The organism is Mesorhizobium sp. M0060 (genome assembly GCF_040323155.1).
Taxonomy (GTDB): Bacteria; Pseudomonadota; Alphaproteobacteria; order Rhizobiales; family Rhizobiaceae; genus Mesorhizobium.
Genome location: NZ_JAMYUP010000004.1, coordinates 188585 through 205377, shown reverse-complemented (window position 1 = coordinate 205377; position 16793 = coordinate 188585). Strand labels below are relative to the sequence as shown.

General features: G+C 61.3%; 19 protein-coding genes and 2 pseudogenes. 15 read left to right on the top strand and 6 right to left on the bottom strand.

Annotation, left to right across the window (positions count from 1 at the left end; translation table 11 throughout):
* Positions 1–2: 2 nt before the first annotated feature.
* Entirely contained in the window at positions 3–1895 is a 1893-nt protein-coding gene (locus NKJ94_RS06520; RefSeq protein WP_352523718.1) for a L,D-transpeptidase family protein, read from the bottom strand.
* 226 nt (positions 1896–2121) lie between these two features.
* The gene (locus tag NKJ94_RS06515) at positions 2122–2868 is read right to left on the bottom strand and encodes a 3-oxoacyl-ACP reductase family protein (protein ID WP_352523716.1); all 747 of its coding nucleotides are present in this window, start codon (positions 2866–2868) and stop codon (positions 2122–2124) included.
* A 98-nt stretch (positions 2869–2966) separates the two neighbouring features.
* On the opposite strand from NKJ94_RS06515, the gene NKJ94_RS06510 reads away from it, so the two are divergent.
* Entirely contained in the window at positions 2967–3581 is a 615-nt protein-coding gene (locus NKJ94_RS06510) for a TetR/AcrR family transcriptional regulator (protein ID WP_352523714.1), read from the top strand.
* Between the two features lie 35 nt (positions 3582–3616).
* Here NKJ94_RS06510 and NKJ94_RS06505 read toward each other — a convergent pair whose 3' ends face one another.
* Positions 3617–4525, bottom strand: coding sequence for an alpha/beta hydrolase (locus NKJ94_RS06505; protein WP_352523712.1), 909 nt, complete (start codon positions 4523–4525; stop codon positions 3617–3619).
* Between the two features lie 47 nt (positions 4526–4572).
* On the opposite strand from NKJ94_RS06505, the gene NKJ94_RS06500 reads away from it, so the two are divergent.
* Positions 4573–5025, top strand: coding sequence for a MarR family winged helix-turn-helix transcriptional regulator (locus NKJ94_RS06500; protein ID WP_352523710.1), 453 nt, complete (start codon positions 4573–4575; stop codon positions 5023–5025).
* 44 nt (positions 5026–5069) lie between these two features.
* Here NKJ94_RS06500 and NKJ94_RS06495 read toward each other — a convergent pair whose 3' ends face one another.
* On the bottom strand, positions 5070–5681 hold the full coding sequence (locus NKJ94_RS06495) for a pyridoxamine 5'-phosphate oxidase family protein (protein ID WP_352523708.1): 612 nt from the start codon (positions 5679–5681) through the stop codon (positions 5070–5072).
* 87 nt (positions 5682–5768) lie between these two features.
* On the opposite strand from NKJ94_RS06495, the gene NKJ94_RS06490 reads away from it, so the two are divergent.
* Positions 5769–6269, top strand: coding sequence for a nuclear transport factor 2 family protein (locus tag NKJ94_RS06490; RefSeq protein ID WP_352523706.1), 501 nt, complete (start codon positions 5769–5771; stop codon positions 6267–6269).
* A gap of 23 nt (positions 6270–6292) precedes the next feature.
* On the opposite strand, the gene NKJ94_RS06485 is transcribed toward NKJ94_RS06490, so the two are convergent.
* Positions 6293–6646: a gamma-butyrobetaine hydroxylase family protein gene (locus NKJ94_RS06485; protein ID WP_352523705.1), complete on the bottom strand. Its 354-nt coding sequence runs from the start codon at positions 6644–6646 to the stop codon at positions 6293–6295.
* A gap of 199 nt (positions 6647–6845) precedes the next feature.
* Here NKJ94_RS06485 and moaA point away from each other — a divergent pair, with 199 nt between their 5' ends.
* Both moaA and NKJ94_RS06475 read left to right on the top strand, forming a co-directional pair.
* Positions 6846–7841 (top strand): GTP 3',8-cyclase MoaA, encoded by a 996-nt coding sequence (gene moaA / locus NKJ94_RS06480; RefSeq protein ID WP_352523704.1) that lies wholly within the window; start codon positions 6846–6848, stop codon positions 7839–7841.
* A gap of 55 nt (positions 7842–7896) precedes the next feature.
* Positions 7897–8373, top strand: a complete 477-nt coding sequence (locus NKJ94_RS06475; protein ID WP_352523702.1) for a hypothetical protein — start codon at positions 7897–7899, stop codon at positions 8371–8373.
* Positions 8374–8424: 51 nt separating this feature from the next.
* On the opposite strand, the gene NKJ94_RS06470 is transcribed toward NKJ94_RS06475, so the two are convergent.
* Complete coding sequence (locus tag NKJ94_RS06470; RefSeq protein WP_352523700.1) at positions 8425–9150, bottom strand: hypothetical protein; 726 nt, start codon at positions 9148–9150, stop codon at positions 8425–8427.
* Positions 9151–9347: 197 nt separating this feature from the next.
* Between NKJ94_RS06470 and NKJ94_RS06465 the strand changes: the two genes are divergently transcribed.
* From NKJ94_RS06465 to NKJ94_RS06420, 10 genes and pseudogenes are all read left to right on the top strand, one after another.
* A complete protein-coding gene (locus tag NKJ94_RS06465; RefSeq protein ID WP_352523698.1) occupies positions 9348–9704 on the top strand; it encodes a hypothetical protein in 357 nt (118 codons plus the stop codon).
* Between the two features lie 122 nt (positions 9705–9826).
* Complete coding sequence (locus NKJ94_RS06460) at positions 9827–10747, top strand: DMT family transporter (RefSeq protein WP_352523697.1); 921 nt, start codon at positions 9827–9829, stop codon at positions 10745–10747.
* A 64-nt stretch (positions 10748–10811) separates the two neighbouring features.
* The gene (mobA, locus tag NKJ94_RS06455) at positions 10812–11441 is read left to right on the top strand and encodes a molybdenum cofactor guanylyltransferase MobA (RefSeq protein WP_352523695.1); all 630 of its coding nucleotides are present in this window, start codon (positions 10812–10814) and stop codon (positions 11439–11441) included.
* Positions 11438–11947: a molybdopterin-guanine dinucleotide biosynthesis protein B gene (gene mobB, locus NKJ94_RS06450; RefSeq protein WP_352523693.1), complete on the top strand. Its 510-nt coding sequence runs from the start codon at positions 11438–11440 to the stop codon at positions 11945–11947. Before mobA ends, mobB begins: the two co-directional genes overlap by 4 nt.
* Before the next feature lie 214 nt (positions 11948–12161).
* Positions 12162–12944, top strand: coding sequence for an ABC transporter substrate-binding protein (locus NKJ94_RS06445; protein ID WP_352523691.1), 783 nt, complete (start codon positions 12162–12164; stop codon positions 12942–12944).
* 112 nt (positions 12945–13056) lie between these two features.
* Positions 13057–13770, top strand: a complete 714-nt coding sequence (locus NKJ94_RS06440; protein ID WP_352523689.1) for an ABC transporter permease — start codon at positions 13057–13059, stop codon at positions 13768–13770.
* Complete coding sequence (locus tag NKJ94_RS06435; RefSeq protein WP_352523687.1) at positions 13767–14594, top strand: ABC transporter permease; 828 nt, start codon at positions 13767–13769, stop codon at positions 14592–14594. The genes NKJ94_RS06440 and NKJ94_RS06435 overlap by 4 nt, the downstream gene beginning before the upstream one ends.
* Positions 14595–14652: 58 nt before the next feature.
* A pseudogene (locus tag NKJ94_RS06430) lies at positions 14653–15528 on the top strand (NAD(P)-dependent oxidoreductase); the annotation flags it as partial.
* 9 nt (positions 15529–15537) lie between these two features.
* Positions 15538–16243 (top strand): annotated as a pseudogene (locus NKJ94_RS06425) (DNA alkylation repair protein).
* Positions 16203–16784, top strand: coding sequence for a GNAT family N-acetyltransferase (locus NKJ94_RS06420; protein ID WP_352523685.1), 582 nt, complete (start codon positions 16203–16205; stop codon positions 16782–16784). Before NKJ94_RS06425 ends, NKJ94_RS06420 begins: the two are co-directional and overlap by 41 nt.
* Positions 16785–16793 lie beyond the last annotated feature (9 nt).

Here is a 16793-nt window from a genome sequence, read left to right as displayed (position 1 = left end):
TCTCAGCTAGCCGGCGAACGCACTGCTTCCGTGCTGTCGAGCGCCTGCTGCAGCCGTGTGTCACGGCCGTAGACGTCGTTGAAATATTCGACGTTGCCGGACAGGTCCGGCCATGCGGTGAAATAGGCGACATAGACCGGGATCTTGCGTGTCACGTCCTCGGTCGAATGTCCGTGCTTCAGTCGGTCCTCGATGTAGTCGACCGAGGTGCCGAGCACGGCAGCCGCCATGCCGCGCGGATCCTGCAAGCGCACGCACCCATGGCTGAGCGCGCGCATGTCGCGCTGGAAAAACGACTTCTGCGGCGTGTCGTGCATATAGATTGCGTGCTTGTTGGGGAACAATATCTTCAGCTCCCCCAGCGCATTGGCCTCGCTCGGCAGCTGGCGCACGCCGTAGGGTATCTTTGCGCCGTAGGCACCCCAATTGACCGAGGAGGAGGGAATGCGCTTGCCGCGCGCATTCACCACCTCATAGCCGGCGCGGTCGAGATAGCCCGGATCCCGGCGCAGCCGCGGCAGCATCTCGTTGACCAGGATCGACTGCGGCACGCCCCAATAGGGATGGAAGTCGACCTGCTCGATCTGATCATAGAAGAAAGCAGTCTGGTTGGTGGGCCTGCCTACGACGGCACGGGTCTTCAGCTTCTCCTCGCCATCGTCGATATAACTCGCGGTGAAAGCCGGCTGGTTGATGAAGACGCGCGGGCTGCCGAGGTCGGAAGGCAGCCAGCGCAACTCTTCGAGCGCAACCCGAACCTTCTGAATCTTGTCGGCTTTGGACGTTCCAGCCAACGATGCAACCGTACGCGGCCCGATGACACCGTCGCCTTTCATGCCGGCCCGTTTCTGCACCGCCTTGATCACCGGCACCAGCTCCGGATCGTAGACCTCGCTGGTGGCGAGCCTTGCCAGCACCTCGCCATAGGCGCCGCCCATCTCGTCATCGAGATTGCGCGCGATCTTTGTCAAAAGCTTCGGCAGCTCGGGGCTGGTCTGCCCCGGCTTCAACAGCAGATTGGGATCGACGACAACTTCATTTTCGGCGCTGGCCTGGAGCGCTTCCAGTTCGACCCGCAGCGCCTGATACTCGGCATTCTGTGGATGCCGCGATTCGAGGTAGGTGCGCACTTGCTGGGTATGGGCCAGCGTCTTCAACACCCCTTCCATGTCGAGCGGCTTCGGCGGAAAATCATAGTAGCCGGTCATGCGGTTGGGATCGACGCGGCCGCTTTGTGCGTCACGGGCGTAGCGCAGAACGCGCGCCGACAGCGCCATCTCGAAGCGGACCAGCTCTTTCAGGCGTTCATCGGCAGTGCCCGATGTGCCTGCTGCCGGAACTTCGACGGTGTAGTCGGCAGGCGTCAGGCCGTAGCTCGCGGCCTCGCCCAGCACCCGCACGGCATCCTGGGCGCGGCTGTTGGGACTGGTTCCCGTCACCCATATGAAATCCGGATTGGCTGAGTAATAGGCGATCAGCGCCTTGGCGATGTCCTTCTCGGCGTAGAGGTCATAGCCGTCGAGCCCGGCAATGGCTTCGCAGAATGCAGCCCCGGTGGCCGCCGGCTCAAACGCGGCATCCTGCGGCGTTGCCGGTTCAGGCGCTGCCGCCAGTGCCGAAAAATCGACGCGCACCAGCGGATCGCTCTTGTAGGTGTAATAGGACGGGCTGCTGATTTGCGCCGCACCACCACCGCTACCGGCCGGCACCTTTGGCTTCGGTTTGTACTTTGACGGTGGCGGCGGAAAATCACCTTTCGGCCGCCCGTGCTTGACGCTGCCGCCGAAAAGCATGTCGAAGAACCCTTGCGCTTCAGCCTGCGGCGCACCGAAGGCCAGCATTGCCGCGGCCATCGCAAATGGCAGCACGGTTGCTTTGTTTCCAAGGAGTTTCATGGATCACCCGCTCCGGTTGAACCGGATCCCGTTCCGCACCACTTCGACGGTCTCGCCCACCGCATGGCGGATGTAAGGCGTGACTATACTGATTCATACCGATTTCGTTAAGCTTCCATGAATTTCGGAACGTCTGTTGCAGAACAGTTTCACAACGTCGTAGGGCCGAAGCGGTTGCATTTCCGCTTCGGCCCCATGAAACGACGAAGAACGCGCGGCGCAGGCGTCAGGCGTTGGCGCCACCATCGATGGTGAGTGCCGCGCCGGTCACGAAGCGCCCTTCGGGGCCGGCAAGCCACGCGACCATGCCGGCGATCTCATCGGCCGTGCCGAAGCGAGGCATCGCCATCTTCTGGCGCTGATGCTCGGCGTGCGGGCCGACTGCCGGATTCATGTCGGTATCGGTCGACCCCGGATGGACGACATTGGCGGTGATGCCGCGCGGACCGAGATCGCGTGCAAAGGCCTTGGTCAGGCCAACCAAGGCAGCCTTGCTGGCCGAATAGGCGCTCAGGCCGGCATCGGTGGCACGCTCGGCCAGATTGCTGCCGATCGAGATGATCCGGCCACCCTCGCCCATATGCGCTGCTGCCGCCTTGGTGGCGACGAACGGGGCTCTGAGGTTGACCTCCATCGTCTCATCGAAGTCGGCTAGCGACAGGGCATCGACCGGAGCAGCGCGCCAGATGCCGGCGCTGTTGACGAGGATGTCGAGCCGTCCGAAGGCTTTTACTGCCTCATTGACTGCTGCCTCGATCGCGGCAGCATCGCGATTGTCGGCCTTGATGGCAAAGGCCCGACCGCCGGCCGCCTCGATTTCCCCGACCACCGCGAGCGCCCTTTTCTCGCCATTCACATAGGTGATCGCCACGCCTGCGCCGTCGGCCGCGAGCCTTCGTGCGATCGCCGCGCCGATACCGCGGCTGCCGCCGGTGACCAGGGCGGCCTTGCCGTTCAAACTCCTGGATGACATTTGCTTCTCCATTTTGTAGTGATTGATACATAAATATCTGCCAGCCTTGCTGAACCACGTCAACTGAATTATGTATCGATCAACACAGAAAGAATGCCATGCCGGAACGAGGCCGTCCCCGCACCTTCGATCGAACCGCCGCCTTGCGGCGTGCAATGGAAGTGTTTTGGGCCAAGGGTTATGAGGGCGCGTCGATAAGCGACCTGACCGCTGCAATGGGCATCAACTCACCCAGCCTCTATGCCGCCTTCGGCAGCAAGGAAGCGCTGTTCCTCGAGGCAACCGAGTTTTACACGCGGGTCGAGGGAACCGAGATCTGGTCCGCGCTGGAAAAGGCGCCGACGGCGCGCCAGGCGGTCGAGCGATTCCTGCGCCAGACGGCCAAGGCCTATTCGCAGACCGGTCGTCCGCAAGGCTGCCTGATCGCGCTCGGCGCTTTGCACCAGGATTCAAGCCGCGGCGCCATCTGCGATGATCTGCGCCGTCGCCGCGCCGAAAACCGCGAAGCCTTGCTGAGACGGCTCGAGCGTGGCGTGCTCGAGGGAGAATTGCCGGTCGATTTCGACTTCCGCACGGCCGCGACCTTCTACGCGACTGTGCAGCACGGCATGTCGATCCAGGCGCGCGACGGTGCGTCGCGTGCAGCTCTTCTGGCGACCGTGGCCGGGGCAATGGCGGCTTGGAAGGCGATGGCCGGAACCGGGGCGGCGTGACGGTCGAACCCGGCAGACAAGAACAGATATTCAGGTCACTGCAGAGACGGCTCCCGCCGCCCTGCAACGAAGCCAACGGCGCGCTCCACCACACCCTTGTCGGCGAGAATGCGGCGGTGGCCGAGCCCGTCGGCCCAGTGAAGCCGCACATGCTCACCGGCGTGCGCGTAGAGCATTGCATGATCGGCGGACACTTCGCGGTCGTCCGGCGCGTGGATCACCAGCGTCGGCAGCGGCGTGCTTGCGAGCTGGCGGTCACCGGTGAATTCGTGCAGCGGCCGGCCGGCGATGCGCTCGACCCGGTCGGCCATGGCGACCTGCGAGCGCGAGCCGACATTCAGCATGCGGCTGAAATCAGCAAAGATCGCAGGCAGGGAGCTCGGCGCGGCGATAAGCACCAGCCGCCCGGCCGCCAGTGGCGGGATGTTTCTGATCGAACCGGCGACGGCATTGGCGGCGACGGCACCACCAAAGGAATGGCCGACGATGGCGGTAAACGGGCCGAACCATTCGCCGGCAACCCGTGCCGCATCGACCGCACTGACCAGGGTAAGCCGGCGGCCCTGCGACTGGCCGTGGCCCGGCAGATCGAGCGAGACCACCTTGTAGCCGGCATCGCGATAGGCTTCGATCAGCGTGCGCATGTATTCGGTGCGCGAACGCCAGCCGTGGATGACGAGCACGGTGCCGGCAGCCGCCCTGCCCGGCTCGGGCCGGAATTCATGCACCATGACGCAGCCGGTTCTGGTCTTCAGCCGATGATGGCGCGCTTCGGTCATGAAATCGGCGGCGCGATCGATTGCGCGGCGCTCGCCTTCGCTCAGGCTCTTCTCGTGCGGCGTGCGGCAGAACAGCTCGAATGCGGCGCGCCCGGTGAGTCGCGGCGCCACATGCTCGGCCACGCCGAACGTGCCGCGGATGACCTTCAGTCCAAATGATGCCATAGTGGCGATCCATCCATTGGTTCAAGCATGAACATAATAGTTCAAACATGAACATTAAGCAAGACCTGCCCTGGGATAACCCGCGTTTTCGCAACTGGGTCGCGGTGGCGCGCGCCTGCCACGTGCTGGAACGCACCCTGGCGGTGAAGCTCGCGCCGCTCGACTTGAAGCCGGCGCAGCTCGATGTGCTGATGAACCTTTACCGCCATCCCGGCATGTCGCAGCACGATCTCGCCCGCCGCCTGCTGGTCGGCCGCTCCAATGTCACCATGCTTTTGCCGCAACTGGAGACCCGCGGCCTGCTGCGCCGCGAAGGCGACGAGAAGGACAAGCGCGTGCTGCGACTGACGCTGACCGGGGCCGGCGAGGCATTGCTGATGCAAGCGCTGAAGGTCCATATGGCGCTGATCGAGAAGGCGATGAGCCAGTCGACGCTGGAACAATGCGACATGATCGGCGAACAGATGCGTAGAGTTGCCGAGGTGTTGAAGACGGCCTGACGGCCCAGTGCTTCACCACCAAATTCCCTTACCACCAAATTCCTTCACCACATCGATTTTTTCGCGCGCTCCGGCCATTCCTTGTCGTAGACCTCGCCGTCGATGTTCTTGCGGCTGGTGATCTCGAGGATCTGTCCGGGGGTCGGCAGCGATCTCGGGTCGACATGCCTTGCCGGATTCCACAGTTCCGACCGGTGGATGGCGCGGGCGCATTGGAAATAAACCGCATCGATCTCGACGACCGCCACCGAGCGCGCCGGCTTGCCCTCGACTGCGAACGAGGCGCAGAGTTCGGGATCTATGGTGATGCGGGCGCGGCCATTGACGCGCAGCGTCGTGCCGGAACCCGGTACCAGGAACAGAAGCGCGACGCGCGGATCGCGAAGGATGTTCCTCAGCGAATCGGCACGGTTGTTGCCGCGCCGGTCCGGCATCATCAGCGTTTTCGGATCGTGGATGCGGACGAAGCCGGCGAGATCGCCGCGCGGCGAGCAGTCCAGCCCTTCCGGCCCGCAGGTTGCGAGCGCAGCAAACGGCGAAGCTTCGATGAAGGCGGCGTATTCGGGAATCAGCTGGTCGAGTTCCTTGACCACCGACGCCTCGCCGGGCAGGCCATAGAGCGCTTCGAGCTGTTCGACGCTGGTGATCATAGACATGTTTTCGTCTCCAAACCTTTGCCGGCGCTACTCCAGATGCATGACGTTTTCACGACACGATGCCCGTTTGTCGTCATCAGGAAACGGGTGTCGAGGGAACGCGAACAAGAGCAAACCGCTTACCTGCACGATCGTGCTGACGGATACGGAGAACCGAAAATGGATAAACCGCTCGACCGGCGACGCACCGCCATGGGACTTATTGAAAACATGTTCAATGTTGAAATGCGTTTCCTGCAATCAGGGTCGGAGAGCCTCGATATGCTTGCCAGCGCATTCCATGCCGAGATTGTCGTGCATGAGCCGCAGTCCCTGCCCTATGCCGGTGACTGGAACGGCCTCGACGGCATTGGCGCCCTTTTCCGCAAGATGCGGGAAATCTGGAGCGACGTGGCGGTGGAGGACCTTCAGACCGCCCAAAACGATGACATGGTGTTCATGAGTTGCACGCTTTCGCTGACATCGCGGGCCAATGGTGCAACCATCAAACAGCCGTTTGCCGAAGTCTTGCGCTTCAAGGATGACCGGCTGATCGAAGGCACGCCGTTTTATCACGACACCGGCGAGATACTGGCGATCCTGCGTTGACCGGAAGCGTCCGCGGGAACCATTCAACGATCGCGGCTCAGCCCCTTCTCTTCCAGCTCGGCGAGATAGGCGGCCCAGCGTGCGTCCTTCTCATGACCCAGCGTATGCAGGTAATTCCAGGTGAAGATGCCGGTGTCGTGGAAATCGTCGAAGGTGATGCGCACGGCATAATTGCCGACCGGCTCGATCTTCAGGATCGTGACGTTGCGCTTGCCGGGAACGGTGACGCGCTGTTCGGGCGAATGGCCCTGCACCTCGGCCGATGGCGAAGCGACGCGCAGAAGCTCGGCCGGCAATTCGAACGGCTGATGGCCCGGAAAGGTCACAGAAAGCAGCTTGCGGTCCTTCGAGACCCTGAGTTCCTTTGGCGCTGTCATGGTGGTGGATCCTGCGGAGAACCGTCCTTCCCTACGCCGCTTCGCGTCGAGGGAAAAGGCCGCATGGAAACTTCCGACATGATCTGTCGGCTGGGGAATGTTGCCGAAGATTGCGAGCTTCTATCTTGAATGGCAAGTTGGCTCGTATCACATAGCCATATATAACGAAGCCGTTCACGGCCACGGGAAGCGCATAAGCATGGATATGATCGATCCTTTCGGTCGCACGATCACCTACCTGCGCGTGTCGGTCACCGACCGCTGCGATTTTCGCTGCACCTATTGCATGGCAGAGGACATGACCTTCCTGCCAAAGAAGGACCTGCTGTCGCTGGAAGAGCTCGACCGGCTTTGCACGGTCTTCATCGAAAAGGGCGTGCGCAAGCTCCGCCTCACCGGTGGTGAGCCGCTGGTGCGCAAGAACATCATGCATCTGTTGCGCCAGCTTTCCCGGCATCTCGAGAGCGGTGCGCTGGAAGAGCTGACGCTGACCACCAACGGATCGCAGCTTTCGCGCTTTGCCGCCGAGCTCGCCGACTGCGGCGTCAAGCGCATTAACGTTTCGCTCGATATCCTCGATGCCGACAAATTCCGCCAGATCACCCGATGGGGCAATCTGGACAAGGTCATGGACGGCATCGACGCCGCGCAGGCGGCGGGGCTGAAGGTAAAACTCAACGCGGTGGCCTTGAAGGACTTCAATGACGCCGAATTGCCGGAAATGCTGCGCTGGGCGCATGGCCGTGGCATGGATCTGACGGTCATCGAAACCATGCCGATGGGCGAGATTGATGCCGATCGCACCGACCAGTATTTGCCGCTGTCGCTACTGCGTGCAGCACTCGAGCGCCAGTTCACGCTGAGCGATATTCCCTACAAGACCGGTGGCCCGGCCCGCTACGTCCATGTCGCCGAAACCGGCGGGCGGCTGGGCTTCATCACACCGATGACACATAATTTCTGCGAAAGCTGCAATCGGGTCCGGCTGACCTGTACCGGCACGCTTTATATGTGCCTCGGCCAGGAAGATGCCGCAGACCTGCGCGCACCGCTGCGTGCGTCCGAAGGCAACGAGCTGGTCGCCGACGCCATCGACGAGGCAATCGGCCGCAAGCCGAAAGGCCATGATTTCATCATCGATCGCCGCACCAACCGCCCGTCGGTGTCGCGGCACATGAGCGTCACCGGCGGCTGATTTTTCGCCGATTTCGTGCAAGATCGCCCTCGGTCATCGACTAACGTGGCATCGCATGAAGCTTTTTTCTTCTCTATCCTTGGCGTCTTTGATGGCTGTTGCGGTGACGGAAGTAGTTGCCGCGCCATTCACCTATACGAACGAGCGCTTCGGTACTGTCTGCACCTTTCCGGATGAAATCTTCACTCTTCGCCAGCCTGAGCCGGACAATGGCGATGGACAACAGTGGCTCACCGCCGATGGCGCCAGCCTGATCTGTTCGGGCATGTTCAATATCGATGATGACACCCCGAAAGCTTTCGTCTCCGCCGAGCAAGCCAGCAGGGAACCTGGCTACAAGATCACCTACAGCAAGACCAGCAAGGACTGGGCGGTGCTGTCGGGCATCAAAGGCGAGAACATCTTCTACGAACGCCGCCTGTTCGGAAAAGATGGTGTCATCCGCACGGTCTGGATCGAATACCCGCCAGCCCTGAAATCGAAATACGACCCGCTCGTCGGTGCTATCGCCGGCAGCCTCAGGGGACCGTGAGCATCCGGCCCCGTCTCGACGTGTTCGCAGCCTATTGTTTTTGCTGATGAATTACGGCTGACGTGTGTAATTGTACTGCACGGCGAGCCATTTCTTGCCGCTACCATTGGCCTGGAGGAAGTGCTGCTCGGCCACCTCGTGGTTGTCGCCATCCCTGGAAATGATGAAATCGGAGGCCGTGAACCGCCCTTCGACCTCGGGCCCGAACCCGACGAAACCAAGCGGCTCGAACAGCAGTGAAATCTTGCCGTCCTGCTCACCACCAAAACTCCAGGCGGGCATGATCCCCGCCGGGAAACGCGTGTCCATGGAAACATATTTCCAGCGGCCCTCCACCCGGTCATAGCTCAAATAAGCTATCCGCTGGAAGTCTGGGATTTTCGAGCCAGGCCCCGGACGCATCACCTCTTGCATGAAGGGGCCGATCATCGTGCGCTCGGCCACCAGCCCGGTCATCACGATCGGCTGGGCGCCGGGCGTTGGCCAGATCGTGTTGACGACGTTCCATTTGCCGACGCGGCGAGAGAGCTCATCCGCTTCGGGACCCGGCGTGGACATCCGTTCGACTGCCGACGCCGAAGCGCCGTTCTCGGCGAACGCAGGTGCAGTCGCCATGAGGATAACCGCCAGCGCAGAAGAGCATCGGAATAGCGACGAAACATGCCGCCTGCTGCCCGCGCCAAGCCTGCCTGCATTGCCTCGTGCATTCATCATGGACCACCTCCCAGATAAGATCAGAAGCCTACAATGACTAATTTGGTGAATCTTGCCGAGCAAATTTGATCTCGTCGAAAAATTTCCTGGAGCCGCAGCGTGATCGATTTGCCCTCCAAAGCCGCCCTTTTAAAACGGCACCTTTCGGCGGCACACCCAGAAAAAGTCTTGTCCGCAAACGGTTGCCGGATTTACCGCGCGCCTGTTCAGGCCTAGCCTCTGTTCTGGAGCGGTTCTTCGCTCAAGTGGGGGAATACGACATGCGCAAACTCATTCTTTCTCTCGCATTGCTCAGCCTCGCGGCTCTGCCCGCGGCGGCCCAGTCGATCGGCGGCACCTATGCCGTTGCCGGCACCAACTTCGATGGATCGTCCTATGGCGGCGACGCAACCATCACGCTGACCAGCGAGACGACCTGCACAATCCATTGGGAGACAGGCGGCTCTTCCTCGGACGGCATCTGCATGCGCAACGACGATGCGTTCTCCGCCGGCTATGTCATGGGCAAGGCGGTTGGCCTTGTCGTCTACAAGGTGCAGGAAGACGGCTCGCTGCAGGGCCTGTGGACGATTGCCGGCAAGGAAGGCAACGGCACCGAGGTACTGACGCCCAAATAAGCCCTGCCGCTCTTGCGAGGGGGATGTCACGGGCCACAGAAAGGCTGTGGCCCAGCCCTTTGACGTTGCTGTTTTGCGGGTGCCTGCTAGACGCTTGCTGCAGGACTCACCCGGTAATCGCCTTGCCTCTTTCGCCAAACCTGCGCGGCGCGTTGTTCATGATGGTGGCCATGATTGGTTTCACCCTCAACGACGCGATCACCAAATTCTCGTCGGAATCGATGAACATGGCGCAGGTCATGCTGATCCGCGGCGCCTTCGCTTCGCTTTTCGTTGGCCTGCTTGCGTGGCAACGAGGCGCGCTTGCCCGGCCAAGCTCGATGCTGCAGCCGACAGTTGCGCTGCGCGTCGTCAGCGAGGCCGGCGCCACGGTGTCGTTCCTGGTTGCTCTGGCACATCTTCCGATCGCCAATGTCTCCGCCGTGCTGCAGGCCCTGCCGCTGGCGGTGACGATGGGTGCCGCACTTGTGTTCAACGAGGGCGTCGGCTGGCGGCGCTGGCTGGCCATTGCCGTCGGTTTTGCCGGCGTGCTGATCATCGTGCGGCCGGGCTTCGAAGGGTTCAGCGTGTTTTCTCTGCTGGCGCTGGCCAGCGTCGCATGCTGCGCGGTGCGCGACCTCGCCACCAAGCGGATCCCGCAGGCAATTCCGACGTTGCTGGTGTCGACCGCCACCGCTCTTGCCATGACGGTTCTGGGCGCGGCACTGCTTTCGCCGATGGGCGGTTGGACGCCCATGACGGGGAAAAGCACGGCGTTCCTGGCGCTGGCGGCGGTGCTCGTGCTCATCGGCTACCAGTTCATCATCATGGCCATGCGGGTGGGCGATATCTCCTTCATCGCGCCGTTCCGCTACACTGCCCTGCTCTGGTCAATCCTGCTTGGCTTCACAATCTTCGGCGATATCCCCGATCTGCCGATGATCCTCGGTGCCACGATCATCATCGCCTCAGGCCTCTATGCACTCTACCGCGAACGGATCGTCGGCCGGCGAAAGACAGCCGCCGAAAGCGCTGGACCGGACATGGCGCCGGACGGCATATAGGCGACCGTGGACGACCGTCTGATTTGAAAACTTGATTTTGGTCATTGGATCTAGGCAGCAAACGATGGGCCGACCTATCGCAGGGATCATTCTGGCCGGCGGCCGGTCGAGCCGGATGGGCGGCGGCGACAAGACGCTGCTTGCGCTTGGCGACGGCACCCTGCTCGATCGTGTCGTTTCGCGCCTTGGCCCGCAGGTCGGACCGCTGGCGCTCAGCGCCAATGGCGATCCGGCACGGTTTGCCGCCACGGGGCTTCCCGTGCTTGCTGACACCGTCACGGGTTTTGCCGGGCCGCTTGCCGGGATCCTGACCGGCCTCGAATGGGCTTCCGACACGACTTGTCAGGCGCTGGTCACGGCTGCCGGCGACACGCCTTTCCTGCCCACGGATATGGTCGAGCGGCTGCTCGCGGCAGCCGATGAACGCCCCGATTCGATCGCGGTCGCCTGTTCCGGCGGCAAACGGCATCCGACGTTTGCGCTCTGGCCGCTGGGGCTCGACCAGGCCTTGCGACAATTTCTCGTAGAGGAAGACAACCGGCGCGTTTCGGCGTTCATCGACCGGCACGGTTTTGTCGAGGTGGAATTTCCCATCCTGAAATCCGGCGGGTCCGAAATCGATCCGTTCTTCAACATCAACACTCTCGACGACCTTGCCCAGGCCGCCCATCTGTTGCAGAGCATCGAGCCATGAACAGACGTATCTTCGGCATCACCGGCTGGAAGAACTCCGGCAAGACGACATTGACCGAAAAGCTGGTAGCCGAACTCGTTCGGCGCGGCTGGAAAGTGTCGACGGTAAAACACGCCCATCATGATTTCGACATCGACAAACCTGGAGCGGACAGCTTTCGCCACCGGCAGGCGGGAGCGATGGAGGTCGCGATCGTGTCGGGCAGGCGCTGGGCACTGATGCACGAATTGCGCGGCGAGGACGAGCCGACGCTGGACGCGATTCTGTCACGGCTGGCACCCTCCGACATCGTGCTGGTAGAGGGTTACAAGCGCGAGGCGCACAAGAAAATCGAGACGCGACGGCTTGAGGCCAAGGACCGGACACCGCTCTCGGCAACCGATCCACACATCGTCGCCATCGCCTCCGACTTCGCCGTTGTGGGCGAAGACCTGCCGGTCTTCGATCTCGACGACACGAATTCGATAGCCGACTTCATCGAACGCGCCACCGACCTGACGCGCTGAGAATACGGCCGAAGACAGCTTCCGGTCACTTTTTTCCCCATTCAGGCGTCTGACCCTGCGTCACTGTTTTCTGAACGCGACCTTCCCTCAAGCGACGGTTTTTGCAGTTGCTTTTTCTTGGGAAAGAATGGGAGTATCGCATCAGCGGGCGGTCAAAAGCACCGCCCACAGAGCTGTTCGGGAACGACGGCCGGGACCAACAGAGAGGACCATCATGCGTATTACACTGCGTATCGCGCTCGCCGCATCGGCTGCGCTACTGACGCTTGGCGTTGCCCAGGCCCAGGAAAAGACCTTGCGGATCGGAACGGAGGGAGCCTATCCGCCATTCAACAATCTCACCGCCGACGGCCAGCTCGTGGGCTTCGACATCGACATCGCCAAGGCGCTTTGCGACGAGATGAAGGTGAAGTGCACCTTCGTCGCGCAGGACTGGGACGGCATCATCCCGGCGCTCCAGGCTGGCAAGTTCGACGCCATCGTCGCGTCGATGTCGATCACGCCCGAGCGTGCCGAGAAGGTCGATTTCACCCACAAATATTACAATACGCCGCCGGCGATCGCCGCGCCCAAGGACACTGACATCAAGGGTGTCAGCAAGGAAGATTTGGCCGGCAAGACGATCGGTGTGCAGGCGTCCACCACGCATTTCAACTATTCGACCAAGACTTATACAGACAGCACCGTCAAGCCGTACCCGACCGCGCAGGAATACCAGCTCGATCTGGCCAATGGCCGACTCGATGCCGCCAATGACGACATTGTCGTGCTGCAGCAATGGCTGGATTCGCCGGACGGAGCCTGCTGCAAGCTGGTCGGCACAATCAAGCCGGTCATCGAAATCCACGGTCCGGGCGCCGGCATTGCCGTGCGCAAGGGCGAGACCGACCTGGTCAACCAGTTCAATGCGGCGATCGACGCCATTCGCGCAAACGGAAAGTACAAGGAAATCAACGACAAATACTTTAAATATGACGTCTATGGCGGCGAGTCCTGATTTGAAATGACAATATGAACGGCGGGAATTTCCCGCCGTTCCCATAAAGAACGCCGTATGAGGGGTGCGGCGCGGCTCTCAAAAGAGCCCCTGAAGGAGAACAGGCAGCCGGATGCAGAGCGCATTGACGCTTCTCAGTTGGGGGCCTGAAGGATGGCTCGACGATATCGCCTCCGGTGTGCTTGTCACCGTATGTCTTGCTCTGGCCACGCTGCCCTTCGGGCTGACGCTCGGCTTTTTCGTGGCGTTGGCCAAACAGTCGGAAGAGCCGTCGCTGAGACTGGCCGGGAACATCTACACCACAATTTTTCGCGGAATACCCGAGCTGCTCACCCTGTTTCTGATCTTCTTTGGCATCCCATTGATCCTGCAGTACATTGTCCGGCTGGTGAGCCCCGGCACGTCCGCCGACGTCAACAGCTTCGTCGCCGGCATGATCGCGCTGTGCTTCATTTTTTCCTCTTATTCCAGCGAGGTGTTTTTATCCGCCTTCCGCGCGATTCCAAATGGGCAATATGAGGGAGGCTATTCGGTTGGCCTGTCCAGCGGCCAGACGATGCGGCTGATCGTGCTGCCGCAGTTGATCCGCATCGCGTTGCCCGGACTTGCCAATCTCTGGCTTATCCTGCTCAAGGACACCGCCCTCGTCTCGGCGGTAGGCCTCAACGAGATCCTCCGGCAGAGCGGGGTTGCCGCTCGCGTCACCAAGCATGCCTTCCTGTTTTATGGTTTTGCCGGCCTGATTTATCTCCTGCTGGCGATCGTCTCCTCCTTCGGCATCAATGCGATCGAACGCGCCGTTGGCCGCAGCGAGGTCAAGAGATGAGCCTGGCAAGCGAAACCCTGAAGGTTGACCGGCCACCGCCGCCAGCACGCGGCTGGCCACGTCAACGCATCCTCGGCCATGTCCTGGTCGGCCTGTGGGTCGCTCTCGGCATTGGCATGATCGTCTACCTAGTCAGTGCGTGGAACCCGGAGTTCTTCCAGAAATATGCACCCGGCTACATATCCGGTCTTGGCATAACTCTGTTGCTGGTTGCCATTTCGATTGTGCTTGGTGCGATCCTGTCGGTGCCCATCGCCTATGCACGCATGTCGAAGAACCGGATTCTGTCTGGGCTCGCCTATGCCTATGTCTATTTTTTTCGCGGCACGCCGCTGTTGGCGCAGACCTTCCTGGTCTACTACGGGGTCGGCTCCTTCAGGCCGGAGCTCGAGTTGGTCGGCCTGTGGGGCTTCTTCCGCGAAGCGTTTAATTGCGCGATCTTCGCCTTTTCGCTGAATACGGCCGCCTACCAGGCCGAGATTTTGCGTGGCGCGATCCAGAGCGTACCCAGGGGCCAATGGGAAGGTGCCGCCTCGCTCGGCCTGCACAAATTGCAAATCTTGTGGAAAATTATCCTGCCGCAGGCCCTGATCGTGGCGCTTCGGCCATATGGCAACGAGATCATCCTGATGATCAAGGGCTCTGCAATCGTCGCCATCATCACGGTCTACGATTTGATGGGCATCACCCGGCTCACTTATGCGCGCACCTTCGATTTTCAGTCGTATATCTGGGCGGCGATCATCTATCTGATCATCGTCGAAACACTGCGCCACGGGGTCGAGTGGATCGAACGGCGCATCACAATCCATCTGCATCGCTGACTCCCATCGCCTTGCCTGATCCGGTAAGAAGGCCGCAAAGCAGGCTTCCAAGGGATTCGAAAACATGGCTTCGGTGGCATTTCTCGGTCTTGGCGTCATGGGTTATCCGATGGCCGGGCATCTCAAGAACAAGGGCGGTCATGATGTCACCGTCTACAATCGCACCAGGGCGAAGGCCGAGCAGTGGGTTGCCCAACATGGCGGCAGCCTTGCTGCGACGCCAGCAGAGGCGGCCGAGGGCAAGGATTTTGTCTTTTCCTGCGTCGGCAATGATGACGACCTTCGCTCGGTGACGACCGGCGCCGGAGGCGCCTTCAATTCCATGAAGAAAGGCGCCATCTTCATCGACAACACCACCGCATCGGCCGAAGTCGCGCGTGAACTGGCGCAGCAGGCGCAAGCGCTCGGGTTTTCGTTCCTCGACGCCCCGGTCTCCGGCGGTCAGGCAGGCGCCGAGAATGGCGTGCTGACCGTGATGGTCGGCGGCGAGCCAGACGCCTTCGACAGGGCGAAGCCGGTCATAGATGCTTATGCCCGCATGGTCGGGTTGATGGGACCAGCAGGGGCTGGCCAGCTCACCAAGATAATCAACCAGATCTGCATCGCCGGCCTCGTTCAGGGACTGGCCGAAGGCATCCATTTCGGCAAGCAGGCCGGGCTCGACATCGAAAAGGTCATCGAGGTGATTTCCAAGGGCGCGGCCGGTTCCTGGCAGATGGAGAACCGACACAAGACGATGAATGCCGGCAAATATGATTTCGGCTTCGCCGTCGACTGGATGCGCAAGGATCTTGGCATCTGCCTCGCCGAGGCCGACCGCAACGGCGCCAAACTCCCGGTGACGGCACTTGTCGACCAGTTCTACAAGGACGTGCAGGCCATGGGCGGCAAGCGCTGGGACACATCCTCGCTGCTGGCAAGGCTGGAGAAATAGGGTTTCGCCGTGGTCGAGCTCTCGCCGCAATCCAGCGCCGACGAAATTGTCGCTCATCTGCGCTCGATCGCCTCGGAGGAGAATCGCCTTGGCATGCTGCGCTACGGCATCAAGATCGAACGTGCGCTCGGTATCTCGCATGGCGTGCAGCGGCAGATTGCCAAGAAAAATCAAGCGCAACCATGAGCGTGCCTTCGAGCTTTGGCAGACGGGCATCATGGAGGCGCAGTTCATCGCTTCCGTCACGGCCGATCCGGAGCGGTTCTCCGCCGCGAATGCAAGACGATGGGCGGCGACTTTCGACTCATGGGATATCGTCGACGGGGTCTCCGATCTCTTTGTCGATACGGATTGCTGGAGGGAACTGATCGCCGAATTCGCGGTCGACGAACGGGAATTCGTTCGACGCACGGCTTTTGCGATGATGGCTTGGTCGGTAGTCCACCGGAAGAAGGAACCCGAGGCGACCTTCCTCGAATTCCTGTCGATCATCGAAGCGCATGCGACCGACGGCCGCAATTTTGTGAAGAAGGCCGTGAACTGGGCGCTTCGTTCGATCGGCAAGCGATCGATGAATTTGCACGGCCCTGCCCTTGCCCTGGCGCAAAAACTGGCGGCCTCGACGGACAAGACTGCGCGCTGGATCGGCAAGGACGCCGTGAAGGAACTTTCCGATGCCAAGACGCTCGAACGGCTCGCTGCCAGAAAAGCTTGAGTTCACTGAAATCCGCTTTGCCGAGGTGACGCAATCGACGCGCGCCGATTTCGAAAACCTGTTCGAGGAACCCGGTGCGCCGAAATATTGCTGGTGTATGGCTTGGCGCCATCTCGACCGCCGCGAGCATGTCGAGAACGACGAGAAGAAACGCGCGGTGATGGCGCTGATCGACGCCGGCACGCCGGTCGGCATTGTCGCCCAGATCGATGGCAGAACCGTCGGCTGGTGCTCGGTCGCGCCGCGCGAGACCTACCGCAAGCTGTCGCGGCAGCAGGACGACCACGAGACGGGGATCTGGTCGATCGTCTGCTTCTTTGTGCCGGGAGCGCTGCGCGGTGGCGGTCTGGCAAGCGCATTGCTCGACGCGGCCATCGATCACGCTTTCACCAAAGGCGCCAGGACGATCGAAGCCTATCCGGTCGACCAGGCTTCGCCGAGCTACAGCTTCATGGGTTTTCGCGACATGTTCGTCGCCCGCGGCTTTCGCGAGATCGGCATGACCGGCTCGCGCCGGCATGTGATGCGGCTTGAGCGTTGACCTGTGGGC

Coding starts and splice junctions, on each gene's coding strand:
- moaA (WP_352523704.1), top strand. CDS start 6,846: ATGGATATGATCGATCCTTTCGGTCGCACGATCACCTACCTGCGCGTG.
- NKJ94_RS06475 (WP_352523702.1), top strand. CDS start 7,897: ATGAAGCTTTTTTCTTCTCTATCCTTGGCGTCTTTGATGGCTGTTGCG.
- NKJ94_RS06435 (WP_352523687.1), top strand. CDS start 13,767: ATGAGCCTGGCAAGCGAAACCCTGAAGGTTGACCGGCCACCGCCGCCA.
- NKJ94_RS06445 (WP_352523691.1), top strand. CDS start 12,162: ATGCGTATTACACTGCGTATCGCGCTCGCCGCATCGGCTGCGCTACTG.
- NKJ94_RS06465 (WP_352523698.1), top strand. CDS start 9,348: ATGCGCAAACTCATTCTTTCTCTCGCATTGCTCAGCCTCGCGGCTCTG.
- NKJ94_RS06485 (WP_352523705.1), bottom strand. CDS start 6,646: ATGACAGCGCCAAAGGAACTCAGGGTCTCGAAGGACCGCAAGCTGCTT.
- NKJ94_RS06495 (WP_352523708.1), bottom strand. CDS start 5,681: ATGTCTATGATCACCAGCGTCGAACAGCTCGAAGCGCTCTATGGCCTG.
- NKJ94_RS06505 (WP_352523712.1), bottom strand. CDS start 4,525: ATGGCATCATTTGGACTGAAGGTCATCCGCGGCACGTTCGGCGTGGCC.
- NKJ94_RS06500 (WP_352523710.1), top strand. CDS start 4,573: ATGAACATTAAGCAAGACCTGCCCTGGGATAACCCGCGTTTTCGCAAC.
- NKJ94_RS06520 (WP_352523718.1), bottom strand. CDS start 1,895: ATGAAACTCCTTGGAAACAAAGCAACCGTGCTGCCATTTGCGATGGCC.
- mobA (WP_352523695.1), top strand. CDS start 10,812: ATGGGCCGACCTATCGCAGGGATCATTCTGGCCGGCGGCCGGTCGAGC.
- NKJ94_RS06510 (WP_352523714.1), top strand. CDS start 2,967: ATGCCGGAACGAGGCCGTCCCCGCACCTTCGATCGAACCGCCGCCTTG.
- NKJ94_RS06515 (WP_352523716.1), bottom strand. CDS start 2,868: ATGTCATCCAGGAGTTTGAACGGCAAGGCCGCCCTGGTCACCGGCGGC.
- NKJ94_RS06440 (WP_352523689.1), top strand. CDS start 13,057: ATGCAGAGCGCATTGACGCTTCTCAGTTGGGGGCCTGAAGGATGGCTC.
- NKJ94_RS06420 (WP_352523685.1), top strand. CDS start 16,203: ATGCCAAGACGCTCGAACGGCTCGCTGCCAGAAAAGCTTGAGTTCACT.
- mobB (WP_352523693.1), top strand. CDS start 11,438: ATGAACAGACGTATCTTCGGCATCACCGGCTGGAAGAACTCCGGCAAG.